Here is a 26,429-nt window from a genome sequence, read left to right as displayed (position 1 = left end):
CTCTTGCCGCCTGAGTTGGTCTAAGTATATTTTCAAAACGAAATGCTGGCGCAGGATTGAGGCGTTGGCTTTGTGTTTAGCATCCTGTGCCTTTGCAACCAATCTTATCTTCATTACTTGCCGCCACATAATTTATTCGTACAAGTGTGCGACGCAACAAAAGCCTAATAGCACTACTACAGCAGGCTACAAATATTTTCTCACAATAACAATATCTTTTCCATCAAGTACGCCTTCCATCCCTGAAAATTATTTTGTTTGCTTGCGGCTATGCATTAACAGCAATATCAAAAATAACAGTGCCCAGATTAATGCCAACATCCATGTAGCGTTGGTTCCATTATCTTTTTCTTCTAGTTTAAGACATGCATTTGATAGCTCGAACGCAACATTTGCGCCCCAGTGAATACCAAAGGCAAACCATAGAGATTTATTAAGCAATACTGCATATGCTAAAACCAAGCCCAATAAAAAAAGATAAGATAATACGGCTATTCCATCGCCAAGCCTCCAGATATGATTAAGTACATAAACACTTGTTGAAATAAAGGCCCACATACCCGGTGGAACATTTTTTATATGTGCATATAAATATCCGCGGGTAAGTATATCTTCTGCTACAGAAGGAAAAACAGTCATGAATAAGATAATAGGTAATGCCTGAAGTATAGCTGGAAAAGATTCAATAGATAAAATCTTTTCAAACCCAAACTTTACAGATAATAATATAGAAAAGAAATAAAAAACAACACCTATGATTAATCCACAAAATAACGATGCATGCCATTTATTGGAAAGCGCTAACCCATACCCACCAAGCCCTTTCCAACCTTGTATTCTTGCAAGAAAAAAAGCAATAAGCAGAAATCCTATTTTAAAAACTGCGGTTACCCAGAAAGATTCAAAAAATTCCGGAAAATGATAGACAAAAAATAAAATCAAAAAGCCAGATAAAAAGGAGTAGGCTTTGGAAATTTTCATCGCCAAATTTATTGAAAAATAGGCTCCATAAGTAGCACAAAATTGAAGCGCTAGCTTCTGTCTCCTGCAAGGGACGCTGCGGATTACTGGTAGTAAATAAATACCGCAGTATCCGCAGCCTGCACCCAGTTGGTCCAAGTATATTTTCAAAACGAAATGTTGGCGCAGGATTGAGGGGCTGGTTTGTGTTTAGCATCCTGTGCCTTTGCAACCAATCTTATCTTCATTACTTGCCGCCACATAATTTATTCGTACAAGTGTGCGACGCAACAGGCGATGCCATTAGTGCTACAGCCTGGCTAAAAATAAAATTTCAGTAAAATAAAAAGGTGCATTTCCAAATGGAAAATGCACCTTCTCTCTACACTTAAAAAGTGCTATGATAATTAGAACAATGTAAACTCTACTCTCCTGTTTTTCTGCCTGCCTTCATTTGTTTTATTGGAAGCAATGGGCTGTGTTTCGCCGTAACCTGTTGCTTCTATACGGGAAGCATTAACACCTTTTGAAACAAGATATGCTTTTACTGATTCTGCACGGTCTTTGGAAAGTTTGAGGTTTGCAGATTCTGAACCTACATTATCTGTATGTCCTGCAAGTTTGAGTGTGAAATTTTTCTGCACCAATAACTCTGCAACCTTATCAAGGCTTGGATAAGATTTTGACCGTATGGTAGCTTTTCCAAAATCAAATTCAAGATCTTTAATTGCCTCGTTTACAATTTTCCTGTCTTCTTCTGTGATAACAATTGTCTGCGGAGGTTGTACGACTGCAGGCTTAGGCAAAGGACAACCCGCACCATCCACTTTTGTACTGTCTGGCGTATTTGGGCATTTATCAAAATAATCAGATACACCATCTTTATCTGCATCAGCTTTCATTTTATCTATCTCTGTCTTTAATGCATTTACCTGGTTTAGCTTTTCATCATTAGCGCGTATACTTGCATCTAAAGAAGCTTTCATTGCGTCATTCTGATCCTGCAAATCCTGTTGTAATGCAGACACAGGGTTATTAACCATTAACTGGGGCTGATCTTTTTTGCCCAATGCAAATTCAAGGCCCGCAAATCCATAAGAGAATTTGTCTTTGTTAGGGCCTGCTGCATAGCCATCAAAATTATCACCATCAACAAAGTGGATACGATAACCAAGATCTACATTTATACCTGGCGCCGCATTGATCTTAAGACCACCTGCAACGGGTACAAAAAATTCCTTTATTGACTCATCGTTCGCTTTGTATTTAATTGTTTCTCCAGATTGCGTTGTTAATTCAGGCTTATAAGCTGCCAATCCACCACCTACAGATAAGTAAGGGATAACAGCAACTTTACGTGACAGGTAATTAATATTGCCAAAGGTTACAACCCCACTTAAACTGGTTGCCCAGTCTAATGTTGTTTTTACAGAACTATATGGGTTAGCAGAGCTTGTGCCATTACCCAATTTATCTTCATTGTTTGCTTCTGTTGTACCACGCAAAAAATCAAGTTGTAATGCAAAATTGTGGCGGAACTGATTCTTTATATAGGCACCATAACCAAAGCCTGTTTTCCATTTGGTAAAATCATTGCTTCCCCCTGTGGCTGCAACAGGTGCAAGTAAGCCGCCATTTATACCAATAGAAAATGTTCTGAAACCTTTTGTTCCTGTAAATGGTTTTACTGTTGTCGTAGTTACTGTTTTTACAGCAGGGCTTGTTGAATTTAAAGAGTCCTGGCAGAATGCAGGTACGCTGATGCCAATTAGTAATGCAGTAACAGCACCATTTCTTTTTAAGAAGTTCTTCATAAATAAGTGTTGATTTTGATAATATGATTGATTTTATTTTGGATCAATCAATAAGTCACTCCTATAATTTCAAACATAGTGCCACATTGCCATTGCATAAGGATGCTATTATTGAGCGAATGATGATGTAGAAATTAATCGCCATTAAATGAAATGTAAGCAAAGGTTTGGGGTTAGGGCCAGTAATTGGGCTTCGCAAGGCAGTCAAGTAATGTCAAACTATAGTTTAGTTATGTTATGAAGCCGGTTATGAACCCATGCTAAATATAAATAGCTGGATTAGGATGTGGATTACTAATTTAGCTTACAATACAATTATGGTTTTATGAAAAAGGTTTTTCTGCTATTGCTGTTTATACCTTCTTTCGTTTTGTCTCAGCAAATTTTTACAAAAGCACATGGCACGCTGATATTTGTTGCAACGGGAATTGACGGTATTATGCTGGCAGTAGATTCAAGGCTAAGTTTATCAAGAAATAATGAAATAATAGGCATTGCAGACGGTATTGACAAACTGTATAATTTAAAAGGTTTTGCTGTTTGTTTCGAAGGCAATGGCATACTGGATAGTACACGTTTTTTAAGCGCCACCTTCAAAGAATACAACAGCCTTCACAGGAAAAAAGAAACATTTTCAAAAGCTATTACCGGGTATATTGAATACATGAAAAAATATTATCAGAAACAATTAAGAAATGACCTGGGTAAGAACATTTTTATTTTTGCAGGATTTGAAAAAAGGAAACCTTATGTTACTATCTGGAGTCCTGATAATACATTTACCACCTTTAATGAAAAAGACTCTGTTTTTGAATGTACAGATGCAAAAGCAAAAGAGTACTTTGGTGTCTACAATCCTAAAGAAACATGTAGTCAACTTGCTGTAAAAGCAATGAAAGCTATGACCAAATATGTGGAGGAAGATAAAGCTTTTAAAGCTGGTAAGCCATTTAGGATAGTAATGATAAAACCTAATAACAGAATTATTTCCTTAAATAAGTTTAGGGGAAAACAATTTTACAACACTGCAACATTTGAAAGGGCCGTGAATAATGGTGAGGTGAAAATATTCATGATCAAAGAGCAGTAAAAAATAAATACCGGCAGGGCTTTGATCTTAGTTTATACTCAGTGTCTTTGCATTCAATCTTACCATTGTTATTTGCCGATACGTAACCCAAACGTACAAGAGTGCGACGCAACGAAGCTTAATGAAATTAGCTGCAGTCCGGTAAAAGCAGTTCCCACTGTTCCCATATCAGGAATTCAACACTTAATAAAATAATCCGAAGATTGAATACGTTATCGAAAGACCAAAACACTTGTCATGGCCCCTTTTAAAAACAATATCCTGTCGAGGTTCATTATTCTTGTCTTGTTTATTGAGACGATAGCGATCTTCTTATATCTTGGATTTAGCGTTTATAAACTGCTCTTCTTTAAAAAGGTATTGCAGGGTTCAACCATATTGAGCGGAGAAACTACACTAATTGGAGACATTAATAAAATGAGCTTCAGGATAATTATCTACATTTTTGTTTCGGGGATCTTGTTGTTCTTATGCTGGATCTACAGGTTGTACCGCAATATTGAAGCTTCCAGAAATATAGAACATGGATTTACACCATTTACAAGAGTTCTGGCATTGGTAATTCCATTTGCAAATTTGTTTATACCAAGAAGAGTAGTGAATGAGATCTTTAATATTTATACGATAAGTGAACGAGAAAAATATACAGCAAGGCGTATACTTAATAAATGGAGATACCAGCTTGCATTAGTGATCATTTATTCTTTGTACTGCATTTTTATTTTTTATGCACCGGCGTCTGTAACAGACGTGATTAAAGGAATTTATTATAAAATATTTCTGCTTGTACTTTGTATTCATTTCTCTTTTCTTACTATGGAGATCGTTGAAATGCTGAATGAACTGGAGAGAAAAAAATTATTTTTATTTCCGGGCAACGTTGATAAAGCACCGGCTTCACAGTTATCGGTTTGATACCAGAATATTAACATGTAATAAATATCCGGCGTTTTATTATTAACCTTACACAGCTCATTTTTGTATAATTAACCCCAATTACATATCTTACTGAAACAGTAACGGACTTGTGCAATTGTTTATTCAACCAGATGACTTAATTTGTTGCATAAATCTTTTGCATGGCCCCAAAGCGTAGCTTCCCCGCACCTCTTACTGTAATAATGATTGTTATAATCCTGGCAGCAATTGCCACATGGTTTGTACCTCCCGGCTCTTATAACAGGTTATCTTTTGAACAAGATCATTTTACACTGGTTTCGAATAACGGCAATATTAGTTTACCTGCTACACAACATACGCTTGACAGTATCCATATCAATATTACACTTGAAAAATTTCAACATGGCGATATAAGAAAACCTGTAGCTGTTCCGGGATCTTATCATAGTGAACCCAGGAACGGGCAAGGTTTGCTAAGTGTTTTACAAGCTCCGTTTAAAGGCATGTATGATACGGTAGACATTATATTGTTTATCCTCATCATCGGCGGCTTTATTTCCATTTTTTATGAGTCAGGCGCTTTGGAAAAAGGGATCAGCAGGCTAGCCATAAAAATGAAAGGAAAAGAAACCAGCCTTATCATCATCTTTACCTTTTTATTTGCATTGGGCGGCAGCAGTTTTGGTATGGCCGAAGAAACACTTGCTTTTTATCCATTACTCGTTCCCATATTTCTTGCTGCAGGCTATGATTTGCTGATGCCCGTATCAGTGATCTTTCTGGGATCGAACATTGGCACCATGGTAGCAGTAACCTGTCCGTTTTCTGTTATCATTGCATCAAATGCAGCAGGCATTAATTGGACTGTTGGCACTTCCGGTCGCATAATTATGTTTATTATCTGCGTGGGCATTACTATAACATATTTACTTCGTTATGGAAAAAAGATAAAGAGAGATCCGTCTGCATCAATGGTTTTAAAATACGATGGTCCAATAACGCCAAGATTTGCAGCAATTGATACATCCGTAAATATAACTATGAGCAAACGCGATATACTTGTGCTGATACTCTTTGCCGCAACTTTTGTAATGCTGGTGTATGGTGTAGTAGTATTGGGTTGGTGGCTGCTGGAAATGTCTGCGCTTTTTTTTGCATCATCGATCATGCTGGCAATTATCATACGGATGAACGAAAAAATATTTGTAGAAAAAATTATTAAAGGCGCAGAAAGTTTGTTATCAGTAGCATTCATTGTAGGGCTTGCAAGAGGTGTGACGATCATATTGAATGATGGCCATATCAGCGATTCAATATTATACCAGGCATCACACCTTGTAGAAGGCATGTCGCCTGGTTTATTTATCATCAGTATTCTTGTACTCTTTCTTGTGTTGAGTATTTTTATCTCATCTTCTTCCGGAATGGCGGTATTAACCATGCCCATTATTGCGCCGCTTGGTATTATGATTGGCATGGGTAACCAGCATATTGTAAATGCTTATCTGTTTGGCATGGGCATCATGAATATCATTACACCCACAGGCCTGGCGTTACCTTCACTGGCCATGGTAAACGTAAGTTATAAAACGTGGATAAAATTTATGCTGCCACTGATGATAATACTATTTATCATTTCAGCAATCTATCTTTTGATAAGTGTGCTTTTTACATAAAGAATAATAAGCACTTGTTTACAACACTAAATTAATTCACCCATATGATTTAAATCATTTTTACTTTTGGTAATCACAGTATCTTTGCCGCATGTTAAAACAATTTGTAGCTGCTTTTTTGCTGCTGACCTTTATGGCGCAGACATTCAGCAATGCTATTGTTGTTGCAGACTATTACACTAACACAACTTCATTTGCCGCCAAATGCGAGAACAAAGACAAGCCGCAAATGCATTGCAACGGGCAATGCCAGATGGTAAAAAAATTAGAGAAAGAAACCAACAGCAGCAAGCCTTTTAATAACGCTTCAAAAGAAAAAAACGAATTACAACTATTTTGCTATAATGATTTAACTACCGAAGCCTCTTTACCTTCCGTAGTTTCAATCTTTCAATACAATCCCTTTCAGTTTGCTATGCAGCAATGCATCAGAACCTTTTTTCATCCTCCATCTGTAGCATAATTACCTCTTAAAGCTTTGGTGGCATATTTATGAACCCGGCTGCATTGCAGCTATTGAATGCCTGTTGCGTCGCACACTGCAACGCTTATATCAATGTTCAGCAAAAAACATTCAACGCACATTAAAGCTTAACTTTTTTATTAACTGAAAAGTTTTCATTGATCAATTATTTGTTATTCAAAAATGCTAAATGAAAAAGATAACCTTAACTATACTTGTATTATCAATAACATTGTCATCTTTCGCCTGCCCTTTTTGCGGATGCGGGGTTGGTAATTTCTATCTCGGATTATTACCTGATTTTCAAAAAAGATTTATTGGCCTCCGTTACCAGTATCTTCCTTACCAAACACATATAAAGGGAGACGAAACACAATTCAGCAAAGACTATTATCATACCATAGAATTATGGGGCGGTATAAGCCTTGGAAAAAAATGGCAGATACTCGGGTTTATTCCATACCAAATAAATTATCAGAAAACAGATGATGGCATAAAAAAGATGAGCGGTATAAGTGATGTTTCCGCTCTTGCAAATTACAAACTGCTTGATAAAACCAAAATGGGCGAAGGCAGATCAACCGCACAACAATTATGGATCGGCGGTGGTATTAAAATGCCAACAGGTAAATATCACATTGATCCAAATAATCCAAATACTGAACTCGGCGATGTAAACTCACAGGCAGGCACGGGCAGCATTGATTTTCTGTTAAACAGCTCTTATAATCTTCGTTTCAACAAAATCGGAATCAACACATCTGCCACTTATAAGATCAACACAAAAAATAATGAAGATTACCAGTTTGGCAATCGCTTTAATGCAAGTAGTTTTGTCTTTTATGCTGCCAGGATGAAGAGTGCAACACTCTCACCAAATATTGGATTGCTTTACCAACATTCAGCAACTAATCATTTCAATAACACAAAAGTTGACTTTACCGGCGGTCATCTTGCAATGGCTGCTGCAGGCATTGAATTGGGTCTAAGAAAAATAACGATCGGGGGAAACGTACAGTTACCATTCAGCCAGAGTTTTGCTGCCGGTCAAACAGAAGCAAAAACCAGGGCAATGATTCATATGTCATTCTCTTTCTGAATAATAAACTTTATTTCCCTAATAAACTCTTCCTTTTGGAAGGGTTTATTTATTTACGAATCTGTATTGCAGCAATCATCGTTCCTTGCGTCGCACTCTTGTACTGCATAATAAGTTTCAGCAAACTATCAGCAGATTGCATACATTAGCTTTAAAATTTTTTAAAGCAAAACAATCAGCATATGAACCAGCAATTATTCGAAGCAGTAGATAATTATATCTGCGATCTTGTAGCACCGGAAGATGATGCATTAAAAGCAACTGTTGAATCAATAGAAAAAAATGGTATCCCACAAATAAGTATTTCAGCCAGCCAGGGAAAATTTTTACAGGTACTTGCAAAGCTTTGTAATGCAAAAAAGATATTAGAGGTTGGTACACTTGCAGGATACAGTACCATATGGATGGCAAGAGCATTGCCAAAAGATGGTAAGCTTATTAGTCTTGAATATGAGCAATTGCATGCAGATGTGGCAAGAGAAAATATAAAACGTGCAGGGCTTGACAACATCGTTGAGATACGCGTTGGAAAAGCAATTGACCTGTTACCGGAACTTGCAAAAGAAAATATGGTATTTGATATGATCTTTATAGATGCAGATAAAGAACCCTATGCAGAATATTTTCAATGGGCTTTAAAGTTATCTCATTCGGGAACATTGATCATTGCAGACAATGTGATACGCGAAGGAAAAGTACTGGAAGAAAATCCTGATGATGAAAGAGTCGCTGGTGTGCATCGTTTTAATAAATTACTTGCAGCAACAAAAGAAGTAACAGCATGTATAATTCAAAATGTTGGCGCAAAAGAGCATGATGGAATGGCAATAGCAGTGGTGAATTAGTTTTTATGCCGACATAATAATAAACCGTACAAGAGTGCGACGCAATGAAAGCTTAATTAATTTACTAAAGTCTGGAACAAAATAACATTCTATTTCTTTAGTGCTTTTTCAAATTCATGGCGGTAACTGCGACTGATGGGGATTTCGTATTTGCTTATTTGTACAAGCTCCTGGTTGAATGAATCAATTTTATTCACCGCAATAATAAATGAACGGTGTACACGAATGAATTTATCAGCCGGCAATGATTCTTCGAAAGATGAAATGGATTGTTTTGCAATAATCGTTTTATCTTTTGTAATGACCTTAATATAGTCTTTGAGGCTTTCCACAAATAGAATATCATTCAATAATAATTTTATATTCTTTCTGTCTGCACGCAGGTAGATGAACGAATCTTCTAAATTTTCCTTACCAGCTAACGAAATCTTACTACTATCTTCTACAGTAGAAATATTCAACCGCATTACTTTATTTACAGCCTTAAGAAACCTTTCAAATGAAATTGGTTTGAGCAAATAGTCAACTGCATCAAGTTCAAAACCATCTACTGCATATTTTCTGAAAGCCGTTGTGAATATTACTTTGGGAGGGTTAGAAAGTGTGCGCATAAAATCTGTACCGAAAATGTGGGGCATTTGTATATCGAGAAACATAAGATCTACATGCGTATTTTGCAATACCGTAAGCGCTTCGACAGCATTACTACAGGATGCTACTAGCTGCAGTGATGGTATTGCCGTAATATATTTTTCTATCACCTGTAATGCAGGTGGCTCATCATCTACCGCAAGGCAGACTATCCTTTTATCATTAGACATTTCAATTTTTTATATTAATCGTATTTCAGAAATATTGATCAGCGGCACCTGCATGTTTACTGTGAATGTATTCACCGTTGACTCAAAATTGACAAGATGATTTTTGGGATACAAAAGCTCCAGTCTCTTTTTTACATTCACTAATCCAATTCCGCCTTTTCCTAAAGATATTTCCTTCGAAGGTTTACTATTAGTAAGTGTAAAATGTAATATGGTCTCATCAGCCTGGATGAATAATTTTATCCAGGCATTATGCAACAGTTTGCTTGCGCCATGTTTAAAACTGTTTTCAATAAAAGGTATCATTAATAATGGTACAATTTTTTTATTTTCTGTTTCGCCGGAAATCTCAACAGTAAAATTAAGACGATCCCCATAACGCACTTTTTCAAGATCCACATAATCCTTTATCATTTTTAATTCTTGATGAAGGGAAACCATGTCAGCTTCGCAATCTGTTATCATGTATTGAAGTGTGTCAGACAAATTCATTACAAGTTGCGGTGCCTGCATTGATTTATTTAATGTAAATGAGTAGATGTTGTTCAGCGTATTAAATAAAAAATGCGGGTGTATCTGTGCTTTTAATAATTGCAATTCTGCGTTTGCATTTTCTCTTGTTAGCTGTTGATTTTCCTGCACCTTAATGTAAAATCGCTTTAAAACCTTGATGGCAATTGTAACACCGATACTCATTGTCATATAACTCAAAGCACCAACCAAATTTATCCATAAAATAACAGGCGTTCCATTCCAGAATGGCATTCCGGCATAATTATGTAATGCCCTGAAAATTGTGATGGTTTCAGCAAAGAAAATACCGTAAATAAAAATGAATGAAAGAGCGACGCCGATTCCAAAAGACACGTAGCGCCGCCTGTCTAAGAATTTTGGCCATAAAAAGTATATAATAAAATAGCAAAAGAATATTTGAGTTGTAACATGCATGACCAACTCTCCCCCATGCACAACAGTATACTTTCCAAGTGTCGTTTTATCAAAAAAAGGGTGAAGACTGGCAAACCATGAAAACAAGTAATACGCAAACCAAAACGCTATATGTCGATATAATCGTTGTGGAAACTTTTTAGTGAATATGAAATCATGCCTTGTCATTATTAAATAGGGGTTTCTTTTTCAATTTTATACAATGTCAGTTAAGGTGTTCATTTTTTAATTGAAGTGAAAGAGATATAATTATTTTGTTTTCGGTGCTGCTTAAATTAAACTCATAACCATTCGGATATTGGGCCTTCAATCTTTTTTGTACTTGCAGTAATTGTACATCTTCTTTTAAGAATGTTTTTTCAAATGTTGACTCACCTTCAATAATAAAATAAAACACTTGTTGCTTCACCTGCGCATTCAATGTTAAATGCATTGGCTGCCTTTTATTTTTATCGGCATGAATAAAAATATATTCAGCCATTGGCAGTAGTAACAACGGATCAATTGATTGTTCAATTGAATTTATATCGTCTTTAATATTTACAGTTAAGTTTTGTCCCCAGCCTGCCTTTTCCAGGTCAATATAATTTTTCAGCAGCAGTAACTCTTTATCAAGCGGCACAGCTTTATTGCTTTCATACAAAATATAACTCAGCAATTCCGAAAGCTTGAGCAACATCTCAGGAGATTGCCTTGCGCCATCAAGCATATCATTATAAATACTGTTTAAAGAATGAAATAAAAATCTTGGATGCACCTGGCTTTTCAAAAGCTGAACTTCTGCATCAATTTTCTGTTTGGCCAACTCTTCATTTCTTTTTTGTTGCAGGTAAAAATTTTTGCTCATTTTAATGCCAACAGCAAACCCACTAACAACAAATGGCAATACAAATCCATTTGTATAAATAAAATCTACCTGCCGAATAATTTCAGCACGCTCCAATGGCAGATCAAATCCAAGTTTTATATCTAAATGAGTGCTTATCCAATATGATAATACGATAAAGCCGACGCTTATAAGTAATACGGTGCCTACAAGCTTGAAATATTTTTCGGTTAGTATATAGCGTGGCAACAAAAAGTAAAGACCGAGATAAGCATAAAACAATGAAACTGGTAAAAAGAGAAGAATGTTTTTTAATCGTATAAGGTATGTATCAGTTACTGATAAAAATTTTATATCACCAACATAAAACCTGTACATAAAAAAATACAGTATAAAAGCAAACCAGAATATTGCGTGCCTTGCAATCCGATGTGAAGTTTTGTCTGAAAAAATAAATTCGTAAGCAGTCACAAATGCTATTTTCTCTAAAGGTAAATAGCAAGTCGATATATTATCTCATTTTTCAACAAAATCAAATTTTTTGAAGACGAACGCTATTCGTCTTCAAAAAAAAGAAAAACTTGTCGACAGGTGTAGAGTATAGTTACATGAAGCCCATACATCGAAATAAGGAAATTATCGCAAATCTGCTTTATACTTTAGTATTATCAAAACAACAGCTTTATGAAAACAAGAATTTTTGCTTCTTATTTAACAAACTTAATTATAGGAGCATTTTTTTTAGCGTCAAGCTCAAATAATGCAAACGCCCAAAATATTTTCCCTGCTACGGGAAGAGTAGGTATTTATACAACATCACCTGCAGCATCTTTACATGTGCGTGGCGGTGCACGTATTGGTACTGCCGCAAACTATGTAAACATTGATAGTGCAACAGGCAACTTAAGTTTTGCAGGTACATCTGCATATAGAGTTGCAGGAAATAAATACGCATTTCAATATTCAGGAAATACCAATTATGGTCTATTCTTTAATTCCACAAACGTGCAGTATGAATTCCGCAATGGCAGTGCTGTTCCTGTTTTTAGTGTGAATGCAAATACAGGCAATAGTGTATTCAACGGTACACTGAAAGTAGGTGCGTATACATTACCTGCAACAGATGGTACAAATGGACAGGTATTAAAAACAAACGGTGCAGGTGTGCTTACATGGAGCAATGACAATGTTAGCGCAGGTTCTGGTTGGTCGCTTACCGGTAATGCGGGTACGGATGCAAATACAAATTTTATTGGAACCACTGATGCGCAGTCATTAGTATTTAAGGTGAATGGTTTAAGGGCAGGGCTCATTGATTACAGTACCTGTTGCTCCGGCACCCGTAATACTTCGTTTGGACAAATTGCGCTTAACTCCGTTACATCCGGTGCTGATAATACAGCAATGGGTTACGGTACACTTTACACAAATACAACTGGTAATCAAAATGCGGCATACGGTAAATATGCTTTATTTAATAATAATGCAGACAACAATACAGCTATCGGGTTTAATGCAATGTTCTTTAATACCACAGGCATAAACAATACCGCCTCGGGAAGTGTTGCACTTCAAAACAATACCACAGGGCAGCAAAACACAGCCAATGGTTTTGCAGCGCTTGCTTCAAATAGCACGGGAAGTTATAATACTGCCGTTGGCTCTGCTGCTTTAAACAATAATACTGCGGATTATAATACTGCTACAGGTGCGTACGCCTTGTACTTAAATACAACGGGTACAAACAATACGGCTAATGGATATACATCCTTATACATAAATTCAACCGGGAACTATAATACTGCAAGTGGTAATAATTCCTTGCACGACAATACCACGGGATCTTTTAATACGGCCACCGGCTACTTATCACTGCTTAATAACCAAGTTGGTAGTTACAATACTGCCGCAGGTGTAAGTTCTCTTGAAAAGAATGTTGACGGATCTGAAAACACTGCGTTTGGGTATAATGCGCTTAATACTTATCGTGGAAACGGATTTGGAGGCAATACCGCAATAGGCTCTAATGCGATGAGAGGCAATGACAATGGCAGTTCATTCGCCTTTCAAGGGTCAACTGCAGTTGGTAGTTATGCTCTTTATAACGCCACGGCAGATCTCGGAGGGGGTGGGGGTAACTTCTTTAATACTGCAATTGGTTACTATGCACTTTATTCAAACACTATTGGTCACCATAACGTATCGGTGGGGGCCTTTGCGCTTGACAATGTTATATCCGGGCGTGAGAATACAGCGATAGGAGTGGCAGCTGATGTAAACTCCTCTAATACAATTGAAGCCACAGCAATTGGTTATAATAGTATAGCTACAGGGAGTTTCCAAGTCAGGATAGGTAGCGCTTCTGTTACCAGTATTGGTGGGCAAGTAGGTTGGACAACAATAAGTGACGGAAGGGTAAAGAAAAATATCAAAGCCGATGTTCCGGGACTTGCTTTTATAAAGAAGTTGCAACCGGTAACTTACAATATTGATCTTGAAGCTTTTGACAAAATAGTGCAAAAGCCACAAAAAAAAGATGCAAACGGTAAAATCGTGAAGCCTTCAGAAGAACAGCTAACTGCGCGTAAAGCAAAAGAAGCAATTATTTACACAGGTTTCGTAGCGCAGGATGTGGAAAAAGCTGCAAAAAGTTTAAACTATGATTTCAGTGGTGTTGATGCAGCAAAGAACAATAAAGACTTATATGGCTTGCGTTATAGCGATTTTGTTGTACCGCTGGTAAAAGCAGTCCAGGAACTGAGTGCTAAGAACGATGATCTGCAAAGACAAATTGATGAATTAAAAACCTTGATTACGGCTAATTCATCAACTACATCTTCCTCACAAAATATAAACAATACTATTTTATCATCAGCATCGCTTGATCAAAATATTCCCAACCCATTCGCAAACACTACAACCATTAATTATACACTTCCACAAAAGTTTACTACTGCACAAATTGTTATTACAGATAAGAATGGCAAAACATTAAAAGCAATAAACGTTTCAGGCACCGGAAAAGGAAACCTGAAAGTAGATGCCGCAACACTTGCATCGGGAGCATATAGTTACTCACTCGTTGTTAATGGCAAACTGATCGGCACAAAAGAAATGATATTGGCTAAATAAAATTGCTGAATAGAATTAATGTAGTACAAGTGTGCGACGCAAGTAAAGCCAAATAGTAAATCAAATGTTGGGAGCAAAAAAATTTACTGAAGTATTTTTTGTAACCAACTACTGAATGTCTATTAAAGTTTTGTTGCGTCGCACTCTTGTAGTGCATAACATAACTGAACATCGGTCATAAAATAAAACCAACGTTATGAAAACGAAGTTTACATTTTTATCAATCATAGTTATAATAGTTATTAGCAGCAATACTAGTGCTCAAAATGTTTTTCCTTCAACAGGAAGGGTTGGCATCTACACAACTTCACCTGCTACATCTTTGCAGGTACGCGGTGGTGCACGCATCGGTTCAACAACAAATTATACTAGTATAGATAGCGCAACTGGAAATCTTAGTTTTGTTGGTAATGCTGCTTACAAAGTTGCCGGTAACAAGTACGCCTTCCAATTCAGTGGCAATAGTAATTACGGGTTGTTCTTCAATTCCACCAATGTGCAATATGAATTCAGGAACGGAAGTGCAGTACCTGTGTTTTATGTAAATGCAAATTCTGGTAATGGTGTATTCAATGGAACATTAAAAGTTGGTGCATATACATTGCCTGCAACCGATGGAACAAACGGGCAAGTATTGAAAACAAATGGTGCTGGTGCATTAGCTTGGAGCAACGATAATTCATCAGGAGGTGGCAATGCGTGGTCTCTTACAGGGAATGCAGGTACTGACCCGTCTATAAATTTTATTGGAACTACTGATGCACAATCATTAGTTTTTAAAGTAAATGGCTTCAGAGCCGGACTTATAGATTATAGTACCTGTTGTTCTGGTACACGTAATACTGCATTCGGTCAAATTGCCCTTAACTTTGTCACTGCAGGTGCTGATAATACTGCAGTGGGTTATGGTACACTTTACACTAATACAACCGGTAATCAAAATGCGGCTTATGGTAAGTACGCTTTATTCAATAATAATGCTGACAATAACACAGCTATCGGTTTTAATGCAATGTTTTTTAATACAACAGGCATAAACAATACCGCCTCGGGAAGTGTTGCACTTCAAAACAATACAACCGGCCAGCAAAATACTGCCAATGGTTTTGCTGCTCTTGCTTCAAATAGTACAGGAAGTTATAACATTGCTGTCGGTTCTGCTGCTTTAAATTCTAATACAACAGGAATCTGGAATTCTGCCAACGGTAGCTATGCCTTGTACCTTAATACCACTGGTTACAACAATACCGCATCAGGTGGTAATGCACTTTATAATAATAATGGAACAGATAATACAGCAAATGGCTATAATGCTTTATATTCAAACACAAGCGGATTCGGGAACACTGCTATTGGATCAGGTTGTTTGTATAACAACACCTCTGGCTCATTGAACACAGCCGCGGGTATCGAAGCACTCAATTTTAACACGACCGGAGGCTCGAACACGGCATTCGGATATGAAGCTTTGTTGACCAATACAACCGGCAATAGCAACACCGCCGTTGGTCATGGAACGCTGATCTCTAATACTTCGGGAAGTTTAAATACTGCCCTCGGATACGAATGTTTAAATTGGAATACAGTAGGAAAAATTAATACCGCGATAGGTAATACTTCAATGTATAACAATACTACAGGTAACAATAATGTTGGGATAGGGTACTTCACTTTGTTCAGCAATAAAACCGGAAGCAATAACATAGGTATAGGAACTCAGGCTGGGCTATCTGTTGAGAATTTATCTTACACAATAGCTATCGGCGCATATTCTGATGCAGCAGCAAGTAACCAGGTGCGGATTGGTAGTGTTGGGGATCCTTTGGCTGATCCTACTTCGATTGGTGGTAAAGTTAGCTGGTCAACACTTTCTGATGGAAGAGTGAAGAAAAACATTAGAGACAATGTTCCTGGTCTTTTATTTATCAATAAACTCAAACCAATCACCTATAATATAGACAATAAGGCTATCGATCAAATTGTGCAGCGCCCAGTAATAAAAAATAAAAATAGCGTAGAAATGAAGCTCTCAGCGGATGAGCTGGCTACTGCTAATGAAAATGCAAAAACTATTTACACGGGGTTTGTAGCGCAGGATGTTGAAAAAGCAGCAAAAAGTTTAAACTATGATTTTAGTGGTGTAGATGCTGCAAAAAATGATAAAGATTTATATGGCCTAAGATATGCGGAATTTGTTGTGCCACTTGTTAAAGCGGTTCAGGAGCTTTCTAAAATGAATGACGACAAAGACAAAAAAATAAATGAGCAGGATGAAAAAATAAATGACCTGCAAAAGCAAATTGATGAATTAAAAGCGTTGATAACAAGTTCTCAACCACAAACCATTAAGCAGCAATCAGCAGTTATCAGCAACGCTTCACTCGAACAAAACATTCCAAATCCTTTTGCAAATACAACAACCATCAATTACACTTTGCCACAGACAAATTCTATTGCACAAATTATTATAAGAGATAAAACAGGAAAGAATTTAAAGACCATCGATGTATCCGGTAGTGGTAAAGGTTCATTGAAGGTAGACGCAACAACCCTTGCATCAGGTGCATATAGCTACTCACTTATTGTTAATGGTAAGCTGATCGGCACAAAAGAAATGATACTGGCTAAATAAAATTGCTGAATAGAATTAATAAAGTACAAGAGTGCGACGCAATAAAAGCTACTCATTGATCTGCAGACAGAACCAAAATATTTTTATGTTTTAAGCTTTTCTATTTCATGGCGATAACTTTCCTGTTTGCTTTGATATATTTAAAAAATAACAACCTTTACAATTCATATCCACCCATACATAATTGCTTTACCTACAAGTTCACCCGTATTACTCAGTTTCTTTTTATGCAGCATATTCTTGCGGTGTGTGTCAACAGTTTGTTTACTGATGTTTAAAATGCTGCTTATTTGTTTGCTTAATTTGCCTTCAATTAAAAGTTTAAGCACTTCTTTTTCCCTTGCAGTAAAATCTTCCCTGCTTTCAAGAAAAGTATTTTGTAAATCTATATTTATATAAGATGGCTCGCCATCCATACCAATAAAGGACAGCACAGGCTTTCCTTCTTTTTTAAGATATGTAATATCGGTATTTATTCCCAGCGTTCTTAATAGCCTTCCTGTTTCATCATGTTCAATTATAACTCCCTGGTAAAGCATTCGTGCATACTCGCCATTTTTTTTTCTATAACGAACATCATACCTCAATTTATACTTCATCAACTTTTCTAATGACAGCAGTGAAAGAAACTCTATTACTTTATACCCCAAAGAAACAAACCATGGTTGGTCATCAGGATGCAGCTTTTCATTTATAAATTCAAAAGTAAATTCAGTTGGGGCGTACCCCAAAACATTTTCAACGCTGCTGCTCACAAAATCAAAATCAAGGCTATGATGATTAAGCACAAAATAATATGAATCTCCGGCAAGAAAAAAACTCCAAAGTTTTTTATATAAGTCAAGTTCCAGCTTCAGTAACCCGGGTTCACTTGTTTCATTTGTAAACCATGTAAACATTTTATTGAATTCTTTATCAAAAGTTTTGGGCTTCATAAAGATGAAATCACATTTGATTTTAGCACTTAAAAACAGATGAGCACTTTAACCTGGTTTTTCTTCTGATACAAATCGTATTACCTGTACTTATGATAATACAATATAATAAAAATAATTGCTACCTACAAATAGGTATTTCTTTCGCGTAAAACAGCCATTATTTTTATTGTGAGTTTACCAAATGCCCAACTATTAATCCTCAAAATTTTTAATCTTCAAAAACAAATAATCATGAAACCGAAACACACTCTTGAGAAATTTCAGGTTGTTGCACCCAGTGAAACACTTGTAAGAAACAGCCTGTGGTTGTTAATTGTATTTTTTACAATACTGTTTGGTAGTTGTAAAAAAGATATGAATGATGCATCAACTTCTAAAAGTAATACAGAAGATGCATTGGCTCTGCAGCCCGCAAAGCCCGGTGCATCTGTTGCAACGGACTGGTATAAATTACAATTACGCTTTCTGCTTAAGAAAAACTCTTCATTAACAAATGGTGTTTTTTTTTGGCTATATAGGTATTGGTTTATACGAAGCGGTAAGAAATGCAAGTCTAAATTCGATAAGTTTTTCAGAAAAACTTTACCAGATGCCCGCAATGCCATCAACAGACAACAGCAAAAAATATAATTGGGAAGTAAGTGCTAATTCAACAATGGCAGATCTTACACGCAAATTCTTTATTGGAATTTCTACTGCAGACTCAACAAGTATAGATTCTTTGGAAAATGCATACAATCAAAAATACAATACAAGCTCTGATATTTTTTTACGCTCCCAATCATTTGGAAAAGGCATTGCCGATGCAATATATAGTTGGCGTCTAACTGATGATATTAATTTCACAAACACAGGATATATACCACCCAGTTTTCCCGGTGCCTGGATACCAACTCCACCTTCATATCTTAACCCACCCGTATTGCCATATTTAGGAAATGCACGTACATAACTTGAAAAAGATCTCGAAGGCGTTGCACCGGAGTTTCCTGTCCCTTACTCCGAAGATCCGAACTCACGTTATTATAAAATTGCAAAAGAACTGTATGACATTTCAAAGAGTCTAACGACAGAACAAATGAACATTGCAAACTATTGGGTAGACCAGGGCGATGGAATTGGCTATACACCAGCTGGACATGATATGTCTTTAGTAACAGAAGTAATTGAACAAACCGGTACTAATCTTTTAAAAGCTGCCGAAGCTTATGCAAAAGCAGGTATTGCAGAAAGAGATGCTTCTATTATTTGTTTCAGATCAAAATATAAATACACACTTATAAGGCCTGTATCTTATATCAGGAAAGTAATAGATACAACATGGTCTCCATTTATTGTTACACCACCGCATCCTGAATATCCCGCGGCACATGCTGTGGTTACAGGCTCTGTAATGCAAGCTGCTTCAGGTGTATTAGGTTATCAAACAGGTTTTACGGATCACACTTATGATTTCAGAGGATGGGCGCCAAGAAGTTTTACAACATTATTTGATGCTGCAGAAGAAGCCGGTGTTTCAAGATTATACGGCGGCATTCACTATCATATTTCAATTCATACAGGGTTAAACATGGCTAAGGTTATTGGTACGAGAATAGGCGAACTGAAAATGAGTAAATAAAACAGCCAGTAAAATTTTATGAACCTAGCAGCAGTATTTATAGCGTCGTTCCTTGCGTCGCACACTTGTACAGCAACAAACATATCAACAATAAACAAAAGGCGCAGACCGAATGTCTGCGCTTTTTTTGCACTCACTTCTTTTACATAAAAAATTCTTCTTTTATAATCTTTCCATCTTTTACTGTGTACACACAAAGTTCTTTCATATCCATTTCTCCATGTTCTTTCATCGTTACATGCATATGCATGGTACACGCAAATGAATTAGCAGCAATCAATGGATCGGAAACTTCCATGCTGTGCGTTTTTTCTACCATACTCATCCACTTTTCTCCTTTTGCTTTAATAGCATCAAGGCCTTTTGTTTCTTTTTCAAAGTCTGGTGTTGAATATGGTTCAACGCTTACAGCATCTTTTGAAAACAGTTCAGACTGTGCTGTGTTAAATTCACCTTTACGGCAAAGTTCTACAAGCCGGCCAGCAATTTCCTGTGTTGTCATAATAAATGTTTTTCTAATCTAATAAAATGTCTTAAAACGTGTAATACCACAATTATTATTCCACGCTTAAATTGTTGCTCCGCTGTATACAGTACAAGTGAGTGACACAACAGGTGATGCCATGAAAATGTATAGCTGGTATCAAAATTTGTATCTTCACATGCAAAGCAAAGAACATGAATGCAAAAGCACTGAACCTCTCTCCTATGCTGGAGACAAAAGACCTGCAGGCTACCATGCATTTTTATACAGAAGTGCTGGGTTTTAATTGTGACACATTCAGCGAAGAATGGGGCTGGGCACACTTTTCAAAGGACAAAATAGCTATCATGTTCAGCAGGCCAAATGAAGAAAGAAATATTCCGGAACCTATTATGAGCGGCTCTTTATATATAGAAGTGGATGATGTGGACAGTGTTTGGGATGAACTAAAATATACAGCCAAAGTTTGCTACCCACTCGAAAATTTCGAATATGGCATGCGGGAGTTTGGCGTGTTTGACAACAACGGTTATCTGCTTCAGTTTGGTGAAGTGATCAATAAAAATATTACGGTGGATGAAGATTAATCTCTTGCCCAGTAATCTATAACAAGTGCTTTATCAAGATAAGGCTTCAGTATTTCTACAAACGCTTTGTGAGCAGGATGCACCAAATAATCATCGCGGTCTTTTTCACTGGCAAATGTTACAAAGAAACAATGCGTAAAACCCTGGTTTAAATTTTCAGGACTGTTGTTCTTACCAAATTCAAAATCTTTGATAAGATCAATCTTTGGTTTTAGTTGTTTAAATGCATCTTCTACTTTCTGCACATCTGCAGCAGCCGCATCGTCTTTAAATTTAAAGAGCACAACGTGTCTTAATACTTTTGTCTTTTCCATATTTTTCTGAGCAAATGTTGTTGTTGAGGCAAGCATTGCAAGTGTAAGGCAAACAAGGATTGGTTTCATACTTATGTTTTATAAAATTAAATTAGCTTTTCTTAATAATATAAATAACCGAGCTGCATCGTTTCACGTTATTCATGGTCCTTATGTTGGAGCGTAAGCCATTCCAAAAAGCACTCAATAAATTATTCTTTCCTGTTTTATATTGTTCACTCAGCATGCTTACATAAAAACTATCGAACCACATGGGTTTGTACCCTGCAATTGTAAACCCATGTTGCTTTACCAATGCATTCAATGCCTTTGGTGAGAAATGATACAAATGCCTTGGCACATCATAGGCTGCCCAGTGTATATCATATTTTTTGGCATCATAGCTGGTATAATTAGGTACAGCAATAATAAGTGTACCGTCTTTTTTCAGGATCTGTTGAAAAGCATCAATGTACTCATGCAACTGGTGCACATGCTCCAGCACATGCCACATGGTAATTACATCAACAGTTTCCGGTTTAAAAGAAAAGATAGCATTCATATCTCCGAGCTGCAGGCTATAATTCTTTAAGGCATTTTCTTTTGCAGTTTTATCTGGCTCAAGACCTATCACTTTCCAGCCCTCTTCATGCATTTCATTGGCAAAGGCACCGGTGCCTGCTCCTACATCCAGCAATATCCCTTTTTTCTTTCCACTTTGTTTTTCTATAAGCCTGCGTTTTGCTTTAAGGGTGTAATTGCGCACCGTATGGTATAACCTGTTTACCAAACCCTGTTTCGTATCAGAATGAGAAATATAAGTATCGGACTGGTAATAGCGGCCTATTCCGTTAATATCGGGTATCTGTTGTGTAAACCTGCAGGAACAGTTATAGCAATGCCAGATAGGAAAAATCTCATGACTAACCGTATAGTCTTCTACATCCAAAATATAAGATATATGGTTACTCCTGCAGACCGGGCATTGACTATAAGTGATGATATTGCTCATGTGCAGGCAAAGAAAGTAAAGTTTCAGTTAAAAAATACCCCTGAGCTGGTAGTAGTTTTTTTATACGGTACATGTTTCTTTACTTTAACTTTCAGAAATGATGGGAAGACTATTCAAAAATATCCGTGGCTTTGCCCAACCAGCCGTTTTCTTTATACCATTTACATTCTATTTTGTTTTGTTTACGGTGGCAATTGTACTTGCCAATATATGGCTGGGAACAAAGCTTCACGTGCCTGACGGTTCTTTTACAGATATATTCAAGCTATTGTTGAAAGCAGGCACCTGGTTTATCATTATTATCATTTGCGTTGCATTGCTCTCTGCTTTTGTCTCCTTTCTTATATTTCTTGTCAAAAAGAAAAAGAATGCCATAAGGGTTTCAATAAAAACGGTTGCGGCCGGCAACAGCAACGACCCGGTTCAAAAGATACATATTTCTATATCCCCTGTTTTAAAACCATTTCTCGGTTTCATTAAACTGCGTCTGCATTATGATCAATCGCTTTATTCTGAAAAATTTATACTGGCAGAAGAAGATCAGAAAAAAATATTCAGTACACGTTTTGCAGGCGATTATAAATGGCAGTTACCTGAAATAAAAGAATACCACGTAGAAAAACTGATCGTTTATTTTGAAGATTTTTTCCAGTTTTTTTCTTTTACGGTTGCATTACCGGTTCAGGATCGTTTTCACACACATCCTTTTGCACCACCTGTAAAGGACATACAGCTTTCGCCACGCAAAACAGAAGATACTGCTACAAGGATAGAAGAATTAAAAAAAGTTGAAGGCGAATATTTGAATTATAAAAATTTCGAGAATAATGATGATGTGCGCCGCATAGTGTGGAAAATTTATGCAAAAAATAAAGAACTGGTGGTTCGTATACCCGAAGTGCTTGATCCCTACGCATCGCATGCTTATCTCTATCCTTCTTTTTATAACAGCTTTGATATTGCAGGTAATTCAGTTGCTGAAATATTTTTTCTTAATTATTATAAAACAGTATTGTGGGGTATTTACCAGCAACTAGGCAAACAGGGCTATGCATTGCGTTTTATACAGGATCAGCAAACAGCTTATGGTAGTTTCAATGATGAGCAGCAGGCAACCCGATATGCTATTACTACCAGCAAATGGCAACAGGATAAAGACCTGAAAGTATTTGTAAATAATAAAGATGCTTCAATTATTATTATTTCTTCTTTGTGTAACGCAGATGACGTACAATCGATACTCGATGCACAATCCGGCGGTACAGTGTTTGTGTTGGTAAAGCTTAGCAAAAGTTTGCAGCATTCTTATTTTGTGAACATGATAAAATGGTTGTTTGTGCAGCAGGAAAAAAATGAGATAGAAGTATATAAATCAAAATGGCGTTTATCATTGCTTCGGCCAAAGATCATGGCAAATGAGAAGAAGATAGAAGCAATACTTGCAAAATACAGTAAGACAATAGTGATATAACTATAGTGACAGGCTCTTGAATTACTATTAAGCAGCTGTTGTGTCACTCACTTGTACAGTTGAAGCCCCCATCCCCTAAAGGGGAGAAGAATATGAAGCTGGTAAAGCCCCTTCAGGGGTTTGGGGCACAAGGGTGCGACGCAAGGGACGATGAGCATTAAATAAATGGTTGGTTCATAAAAAATAAAATGGCAATAGGAAAAGTACATAGCTGGAAAAAAGTAATAGCGCAAATTGTACTGTTGGGCATACCAACTGCTACATTGCTGTTTTATATAATATGGAAAGCCAATAGTTTTTATAACATACTGCAAAACGATTGGGTAATGCAGGGCAGCTATTTTGCTGCAGGTATTGTAGCTGCGATTATTTTTTACAGTTACCGTTTCAGGTTTCTTACAACTAGTTTGCTATTACTAGGCATTTATTTTTTGGCATATAAAATAATCGGCAACTATGCGGTGGGTGAGTTTGACGCATTCTTTGCATCGGTAAAATTTTTATTGTTTGCTGTTTTATTTTCTGCAGGCTGGTTAACAGGTTATGGGTTTTCAAGATCGAGGTACTATACTATTTTCTGGGGCGCCTTGTTATTGTGTACACAAATTATTATCGTAAGTAAGACCACAGACTTTAAAGCACAAACCATCATCGGAGATTTTGCACCTATTCTTGCTTATTCATTTTATATCATTTTTACTGCGGAGCTTATCCGCAACATGAATGAAAATGAAAAGAATTTTGGATGGTTCCTGTTTAAAAGATTTATCGGTTTTGCTGTTGTAATTATTGCCATACTGCTGGGCATCTTCACCACTTTCAATGCAGACTTTAAGGCTATAGAACAGGAATGGGGTAATGCCAAAGCCAACTATGATGATAAACAGGGCGGCAGTGAAAGCATGACGAAGAAGAACAAAGATGGCAGCATCAGTAATAAAGACCAGACAAGACTTACGAGCTCTTTAAGCAAAGGAAAAAGATTGGTGTTTGTAGCAAAGCTGGATAATTTTTTTAAAGATAACAAAACACCTAACCCATTATATTTTACAGCGTATTACTATACAAAATTTGATACCCTTACACAGGCATTTGAAATAGACAGCACTATGCCTGATAATGATCTGTTCAGGCCTGATCCATCAAAGATCCCGATCTATTTTGCAAAAACAGATTCTACTGTTATAAAGAATACACATGCAACGCTTAACAGGAAAGTAGTAACTACAGAAGTATATAAAGTGTTGCTTGCACCAGATGAATATATTGCACCATCTACTGCATTTTTTTGTCAGCCAATACCTGTTGCAGATGAATACAAAGAACAATATAAAAGCGCGTACCGTGCAAAGATGTGGGTGAGCGATCTCAACAGTGCATACTTTATTTATAACCCTGCTGGTAATCCAATACTGGAACAATTCCAGGAACAACGTTTTGAAGCATTGCGCAGTGTAAAAGATTTTTCAGGTGCAGATAAAAAGCTGATGGATTATTACACGTTCATGCCGTCGAATAAAGATTACGATAGCCTGCGTGCATTGGCATTACGTATTACAGCGAATGCAAAAACACCGATCGATAAAATGATCGCAATACGCGATTATTTTTTGAGCAAAGATGAGTTTGGCCAACCATTATTTAAGTATTCAGATAATCCTGGCATTCCCGGTATTCCAAGTGCAAGCAAACTCAATTATTTTTTGTTTGAGAACAGGAAAGGTTATTGCGCTTATTTTGCCGGCGCAACTTTATTTATGTTGCGTGCTATCGGTATTCCTTCACGTGTGGCTGCAGGCTTTCTTACGATTGACAGAAGCTCTAAAAACCCCGGCTGGTATTGGTTTTACGAAGACCAGGCCCATGCATGGACACAGGTTTTCTTTCCCGGTTTTGGCTGGATAGATTTTGACACGACTGTTCCCGATGTAAACACACAGCAGGCACCGCAACCTGATGAAACACCGCCATTAAATATGCAGGATGCCTATTTTGTGGCAGATGGAATTGTTACTTCCGTGGATACAGTTGCCAAAAGAATAAAGCTTGATGTAAAAAGGGTTTTGTTTCATGATAAAGATTATGAAACAGATGCCGCAAAAAATATTGAACTCGATGTATCGATCGCCAGCATTTCGAGAGATACGGGTGCAGTAAAATTAAGCGTTGTAAAAGAAGGCATGCATATAACAGCCGCCTCTTATGCTGAATCATTGAAAGACCTGAAAGCAAATGACGATGATAGCATAAATGCTGTTTTAGCAAAAGTGCCGGCACCTGTACCTATAGATCAAATAAAGATCATTGACCCGGAAAGCAAGAAACAGCAAAAAGAAAAAGAAAATGCGCAACAGGAACAACCAACAGACTGGATAAAAGTTTTGTGGTTATCATTAGCTGTTATTGGTGGCGCAGTATTACTTGTATTATTAACACCATGGTTTATCTGGCAATATTTTAATGCAGCTGCCCGCAACGCAAAAGATACAAGGAGTAAAGCTTTCAATAGTCATCGTGCAGTTATGTATTATATGAATCAGATCGGCTACAACAGGACAAATGCAGGGCCTTACGAATATGCAACAAACATTGATAAAAAATTCAATACAACGTTCGCATCATTCAGTAATGTCTATCAAAAATTGAAATACAGTTCTTTGCCATTATCAACAAAGGAAGTGGAGAATGTACAAACATTTTATAGCCCCTTTATACAAGGCATCAGGAAACAGGTGCCATTCAAAACACGGTTATCCAAATTCATGAACATTTATAATACTATTGCATATTTCACTCAAAGCAAAAACAAATAATAAT

General features: G+C 36.9%; 23 protein-coding genes. 14 read left to right on the top strand and 9 right to left on the bottom strand.

Annotated features, from left to right (window positions below):
- Positions 1-249 precede the first annotated feature (249 nt).
- Positions 250-981, bottom strand: coding sequence for a CPBP family intramembrane glutamic endopeptidase (locus FRZ67_RS20950; RefSeq protein WP_147192526.1), 732 nt, complete (start codon positions 979-981; stop codon positions 250-252).
- Between the two features lie 386 nt (positions 982-1,367).
- Positions 1,368-2,774 carry an OmpA family protein gene (locus FRZ67_RS20945; protein ID WP_147192525.1) on the bottom strand — a complete coding sequence of 469 codons (1,407 nt, stop codon included), beginning with the start codon at positions 2,772-2,774 and terminating at the stop codon, positions 1,368-1,370.
- A 325-nt stretch (positions 2,775-3,099) separates the two neighbouring features.
- Here FRZ67_RS20945 and FRZ67_RS20940 point away from each other — a divergent pair, with 325 nt between their 5' ends.
- The 6 genes from FRZ67_RS20940 to FRZ67_RS20915 all read left to right on the top strand — a co-directional run bounded on the left by FRZ67_RS20940 (position 3,100) and on the right by FRZ67_RS20915 (position 8,847).
- Positions 3,100-3,864 carry a hypothetical protein gene (locus FRZ67_RS20940; protein WP_147192524.1) on the top strand — a complete coding sequence of 255 codons (765 nt, stop codon included), beginning with the start codon at positions 3,100-3,102 and terminating at the stop codon, positions 3,862-3,864.
- 237 nt (positions 3,865-4,101) lie between these two features.
- Positions 4,102-4,779, top strand: a complete 678-nt coding sequence (locus tag FRZ67_RS20935; protein WP_147192523.1) for a DUF4328 domain-containing protein — start codon at positions 4,102-4,104, stop codon at positions 4,777-4,779.
- 164 nt (positions 4,780-4,943) lie between these two features.
- A complete protein-coding gene (locus FRZ67_RS20930; protein ID WP_147192522.1) occupies positions 4,944-6,440 on the top strand; it encodes a YfcC family protein in 1,497 nt (498 codons plus the stop codon).
- 91 nt (positions 6,441-6,531) lie between these two features.
- The gene (locus tag FRZ67_RS20925; RefSeq protein ID WP_147192521.1) at positions 6,532-6,903 is read left to right on the top strand and encodes a hypothetical protein; all 372 of its coding nucleotides are present in this window, start codon (positions 6,532-6,534) and stop codon (positions 6,901-6,903) included.
- 190 nt (positions 6,904-7,093) lie between these two features.
- Entirely contained in the window at positions 7,094-8,002 is a 909-nt protein-coding gene (locus tag FRZ67_RS20920) for a hypothetical protein (RefSeq protein ID WP_147192520.1), read from the top strand.
- Positions 8,003-8,184: 182 nt separating this feature from the next.
- Positions 8,185-8,847, top strand: coding sequence for an O-methyltransferase (locus tag FRZ67_RS20915; RefSeq protein ID WP_147192519.1), 663 nt, complete (start codon positions 8,185-8,187; stop codon positions 8,845-8,847).
- 89 nt (positions 8,848-8,936) lie between these two features.
- Here the strand turns inward: FRZ67_RS20915 and FRZ67_RS20910 are convergent, their stop codons facing one another.
- The 3 genes from FRZ67_RS20910 to FRZ67_RS20900 form a co-directional block, all read right to left on the bottom strand.
- The gene (locus FRZ67_RS20910) at positions 8,937-9,668 is read right to left on the bottom strand and encodes a LytR/AlgR family response regulator transcription factor (RefSeq protein ID WP_147192518.1); all 732 of its coding nucleotides are present in this window, start codon (positions 9,666-9,668) and stop codon (positions 8,937-8,939) included.
- Positions 9,669-9,677: 9 nt separating this feature from the next.
- Complete coding sequence (locus tag FRZ67_RS20905; RefSeq protein WP_158638421.1) at positions 9,678-10,535, bottom strand: sensor histidine kinase; 858 nt, start codon at positions 10,533-10,535, stop codon at positions 9,678-9,680.
- Positions 10,536-10,821: 286 nt separating this feature from the next.
- The gene (locus FRZ67_RS20900) at positions 10,822-11,820 is read right to left on the bottom strand and encodes a sensor histidine kinase (RefSeq protein ID WP_147192516.1); all 999 of its coding nucleotides are present in this window, start codon (positions 11,818-11,820) and stop codon (positions 10,822-10,824) included.
- Between the two features lie 306 nt (positions 11,821-12,126).
- On the opposite strand from FRZ67_RS20900, the gene FRZ67_RS20895 reads away from it, so the two are divergent.
- Both FRZ67_RS20895 and FRZ67_RS20890 read left to right on the top strand, forming a co-directional pair.
- A complete protein-coding gene (locus tag FRZ67_RS20895) occupies positions 12,127-14,574 on the top strand; it encodes a tail fiber domain-containing protein (RefSeq protein ID WP_147192515.1) in 2,448 nt (815 codons plus the stop codon).
- A 196-nt stretch (positions 14,575-14,770) separates the two neighbouring features.
- Positions 14,771-17,206 carry a beta strand repeat-containing protein gene (locus FRZ67_RS20890; protein ID WP_147192514.1) on the top strand — a complete coding sequence of 812 codons (2,436 nt, stop codon included), beginning with the start codon at positions 14,771-14,773 and terminating at the stop codon, positions 17,204-17,206.
- A 164-nt stretch (positions 17,207-17,370) separates the two neighbouring features.
- On the opposite strand, the gene FRZ67_RS20885 is transcribed toward FRZ67_RS20890, so the two are convergent.
- Positions 17,371-18,141, bottom strand: coding sequence for a LuxR C-terminal-related transcriptional regulator (locus FRZ67_RS20885; RefSeq protein ID WP_147192513.1), 771 nt, complete (start codon positions 18,139-18,141; stop codon positions 17,371-17,373).
- Between the two features lie 234 nt (positions 18,142-18,375).
- On the opposite strand from FRZ67_RS20885, the gene FRZ67_RS20880 reads away from it, so the two are divergent.
- The 3 genes from FRZ67_RS20880 to FRZ67_RS20870 all read left to right on the top strand — a co-directional run bounded on the left by FRZ67_RS20880 (position 18,376) and on the right by FRZ67_RS20870 (position 19,765).
- Complete coding sequence (locus FRZ67_RS20880) at positions 18,376-18,774, top strand: hypothetical protein (protein WP_147192512.1); 399 nt, start codon at positions 18,376-18,378, stop codon at positions 18,772-18,774.
- Positions 18,734-19,096, top strand: coding sequence for a hypothetical protein (locus tag FRZ67_RS20875; RefSeq protein ID WP_147192511.1), 363 nt, complete (start codon positions 18,734-18,736; stop codon positions 19,094-19,096). The genes FRZ67_RS20880 and FRZ67_RS20875 overlap by 41 nt, the downstream gene beginning before the upstream one ends.
- Positions 19,097-19,222: 126 nt before the next feature.
- Positions 19,223-19,765 carry a vanadium-dependent haloperoxidase gene (locus FRZ67_RS20870; RefSeq protein ID WP_147192510.1) on the top strand — a complete coding sequence of 181 codons (543 nt, stop codon included), beginning with the start codon at positions 19,223-19,225 and terminating at the stop codon, positions 19,763-19,765.
- 142 nt (positions 19,766-19,907) lie between these two features.
- On the opposite strand, the gene FRZ67_RS20865 is transcribed toward FRZ67_RS20870, so the two are convergent.
- Positions 19,908-20,267 (bottom strand): nuclear transport factor 2 family protein, encoded by a 360-nt coding sequence (locus FRZ67_RS20865; protein WP_147192509.1) that lies wholly within the window; start codon positions 20,265-20,267, stop codon positions 19,908-19,910.
- Positions 20,268-20,443: 176 nt separating this feature from the next.
- Between FRZ67_RS20865 and FRZ67_RS20860 the strand changes: the two genes are divergently transcribed.
- On the top strand, positions 20,444-20,836 hold the full coding sequence (locus FRZ67_RS20860; protein ID WP_225975422.1) for a VOC family protein: 393 nt from the start codon (positions 20,444-20,446) through the stop codon (positions 20,834-20,836).
- Here FRZ67_RS20860 and FRZ67_RS20855 read toward each other — a convergent pair.
- Together FRZ67_RS20855 and FRZ67_RS20850 are read right to left on the bottom strand one after the other, a co-directional pair.
- Positions 20,833-21,219, bottom strand: a complete 387-nt coding sequence (locus FRZ67_RS20855) for a Dabb family protein (RefSeq protein ID WP_147192508.1) — start codon at positions 21,217-21,219, stop codon at positions 20,833-20,835. The two genes, FRZ67_RS20860 and FRZ67_RS20855, sit on opposite strands and share 4 nt — an antisense overlap.
- A gap of 22 nt (positions 21,220-21,241) precedes the next feature.
- Entirely contained in the window at positions 21,242-22,141 is a 900-nt protein-coding gene (locus FRZ67_RS20850; RefSeq protein WP_147192507.1) for a class I SAM-dependent methyltransferase, read from the bottom strand.
- Between the two features lie 97 nt (positions 22,142-22,238).
- Between FRZ67_RS20850 and FRZ67_RS20845 the strand changes: the two genes are divergently transcribed.
- Both FRZ67_RS20845 and FRZ67_RS20840 read left to right on the top strand, forming a co-directional pair.
- The gene (locus FRZ67_RS20845) at positions 22,239-23,612 is read left to right on the top strand and encodes a DUF58 domain-containing protein (protein ID WP_147192506.1); all 1,374 of its coding nucleotides are present in this window, start codon (positions 22,239-22,241) and stop codon (positions 23,610-23,612) included.
- 188 nt (positions 23,613-23,800) lie between these two features.
- Entirely contained in the window at positions 23,801-26,425 is a 2,625-nt protein-coding gene (locus FRZ67_RS20840) for a transglutaminase-like domain-containing protein (RefSeq protein ID WP_147192505.1), read from the top strand.
- The last annotated feature ends 4 nt before the right edge of the window (positions 26,426-26,429 follow it).

The organism is Panacibacter ginsenosidivorans, assembly GCF_007971225.1.
Lineage (GTDB): Bacteria > Bacteroidota > Bacteroidia > Chitinophagales > Chitinophagaceae > Panacibacter > Panacibacter ginsenosidivorans.
The sequence above is the reverse complement of the archived record's forward strand: the minus strand, read 5'-3'. Positions and strand labels throughout refer to the sequence as shown.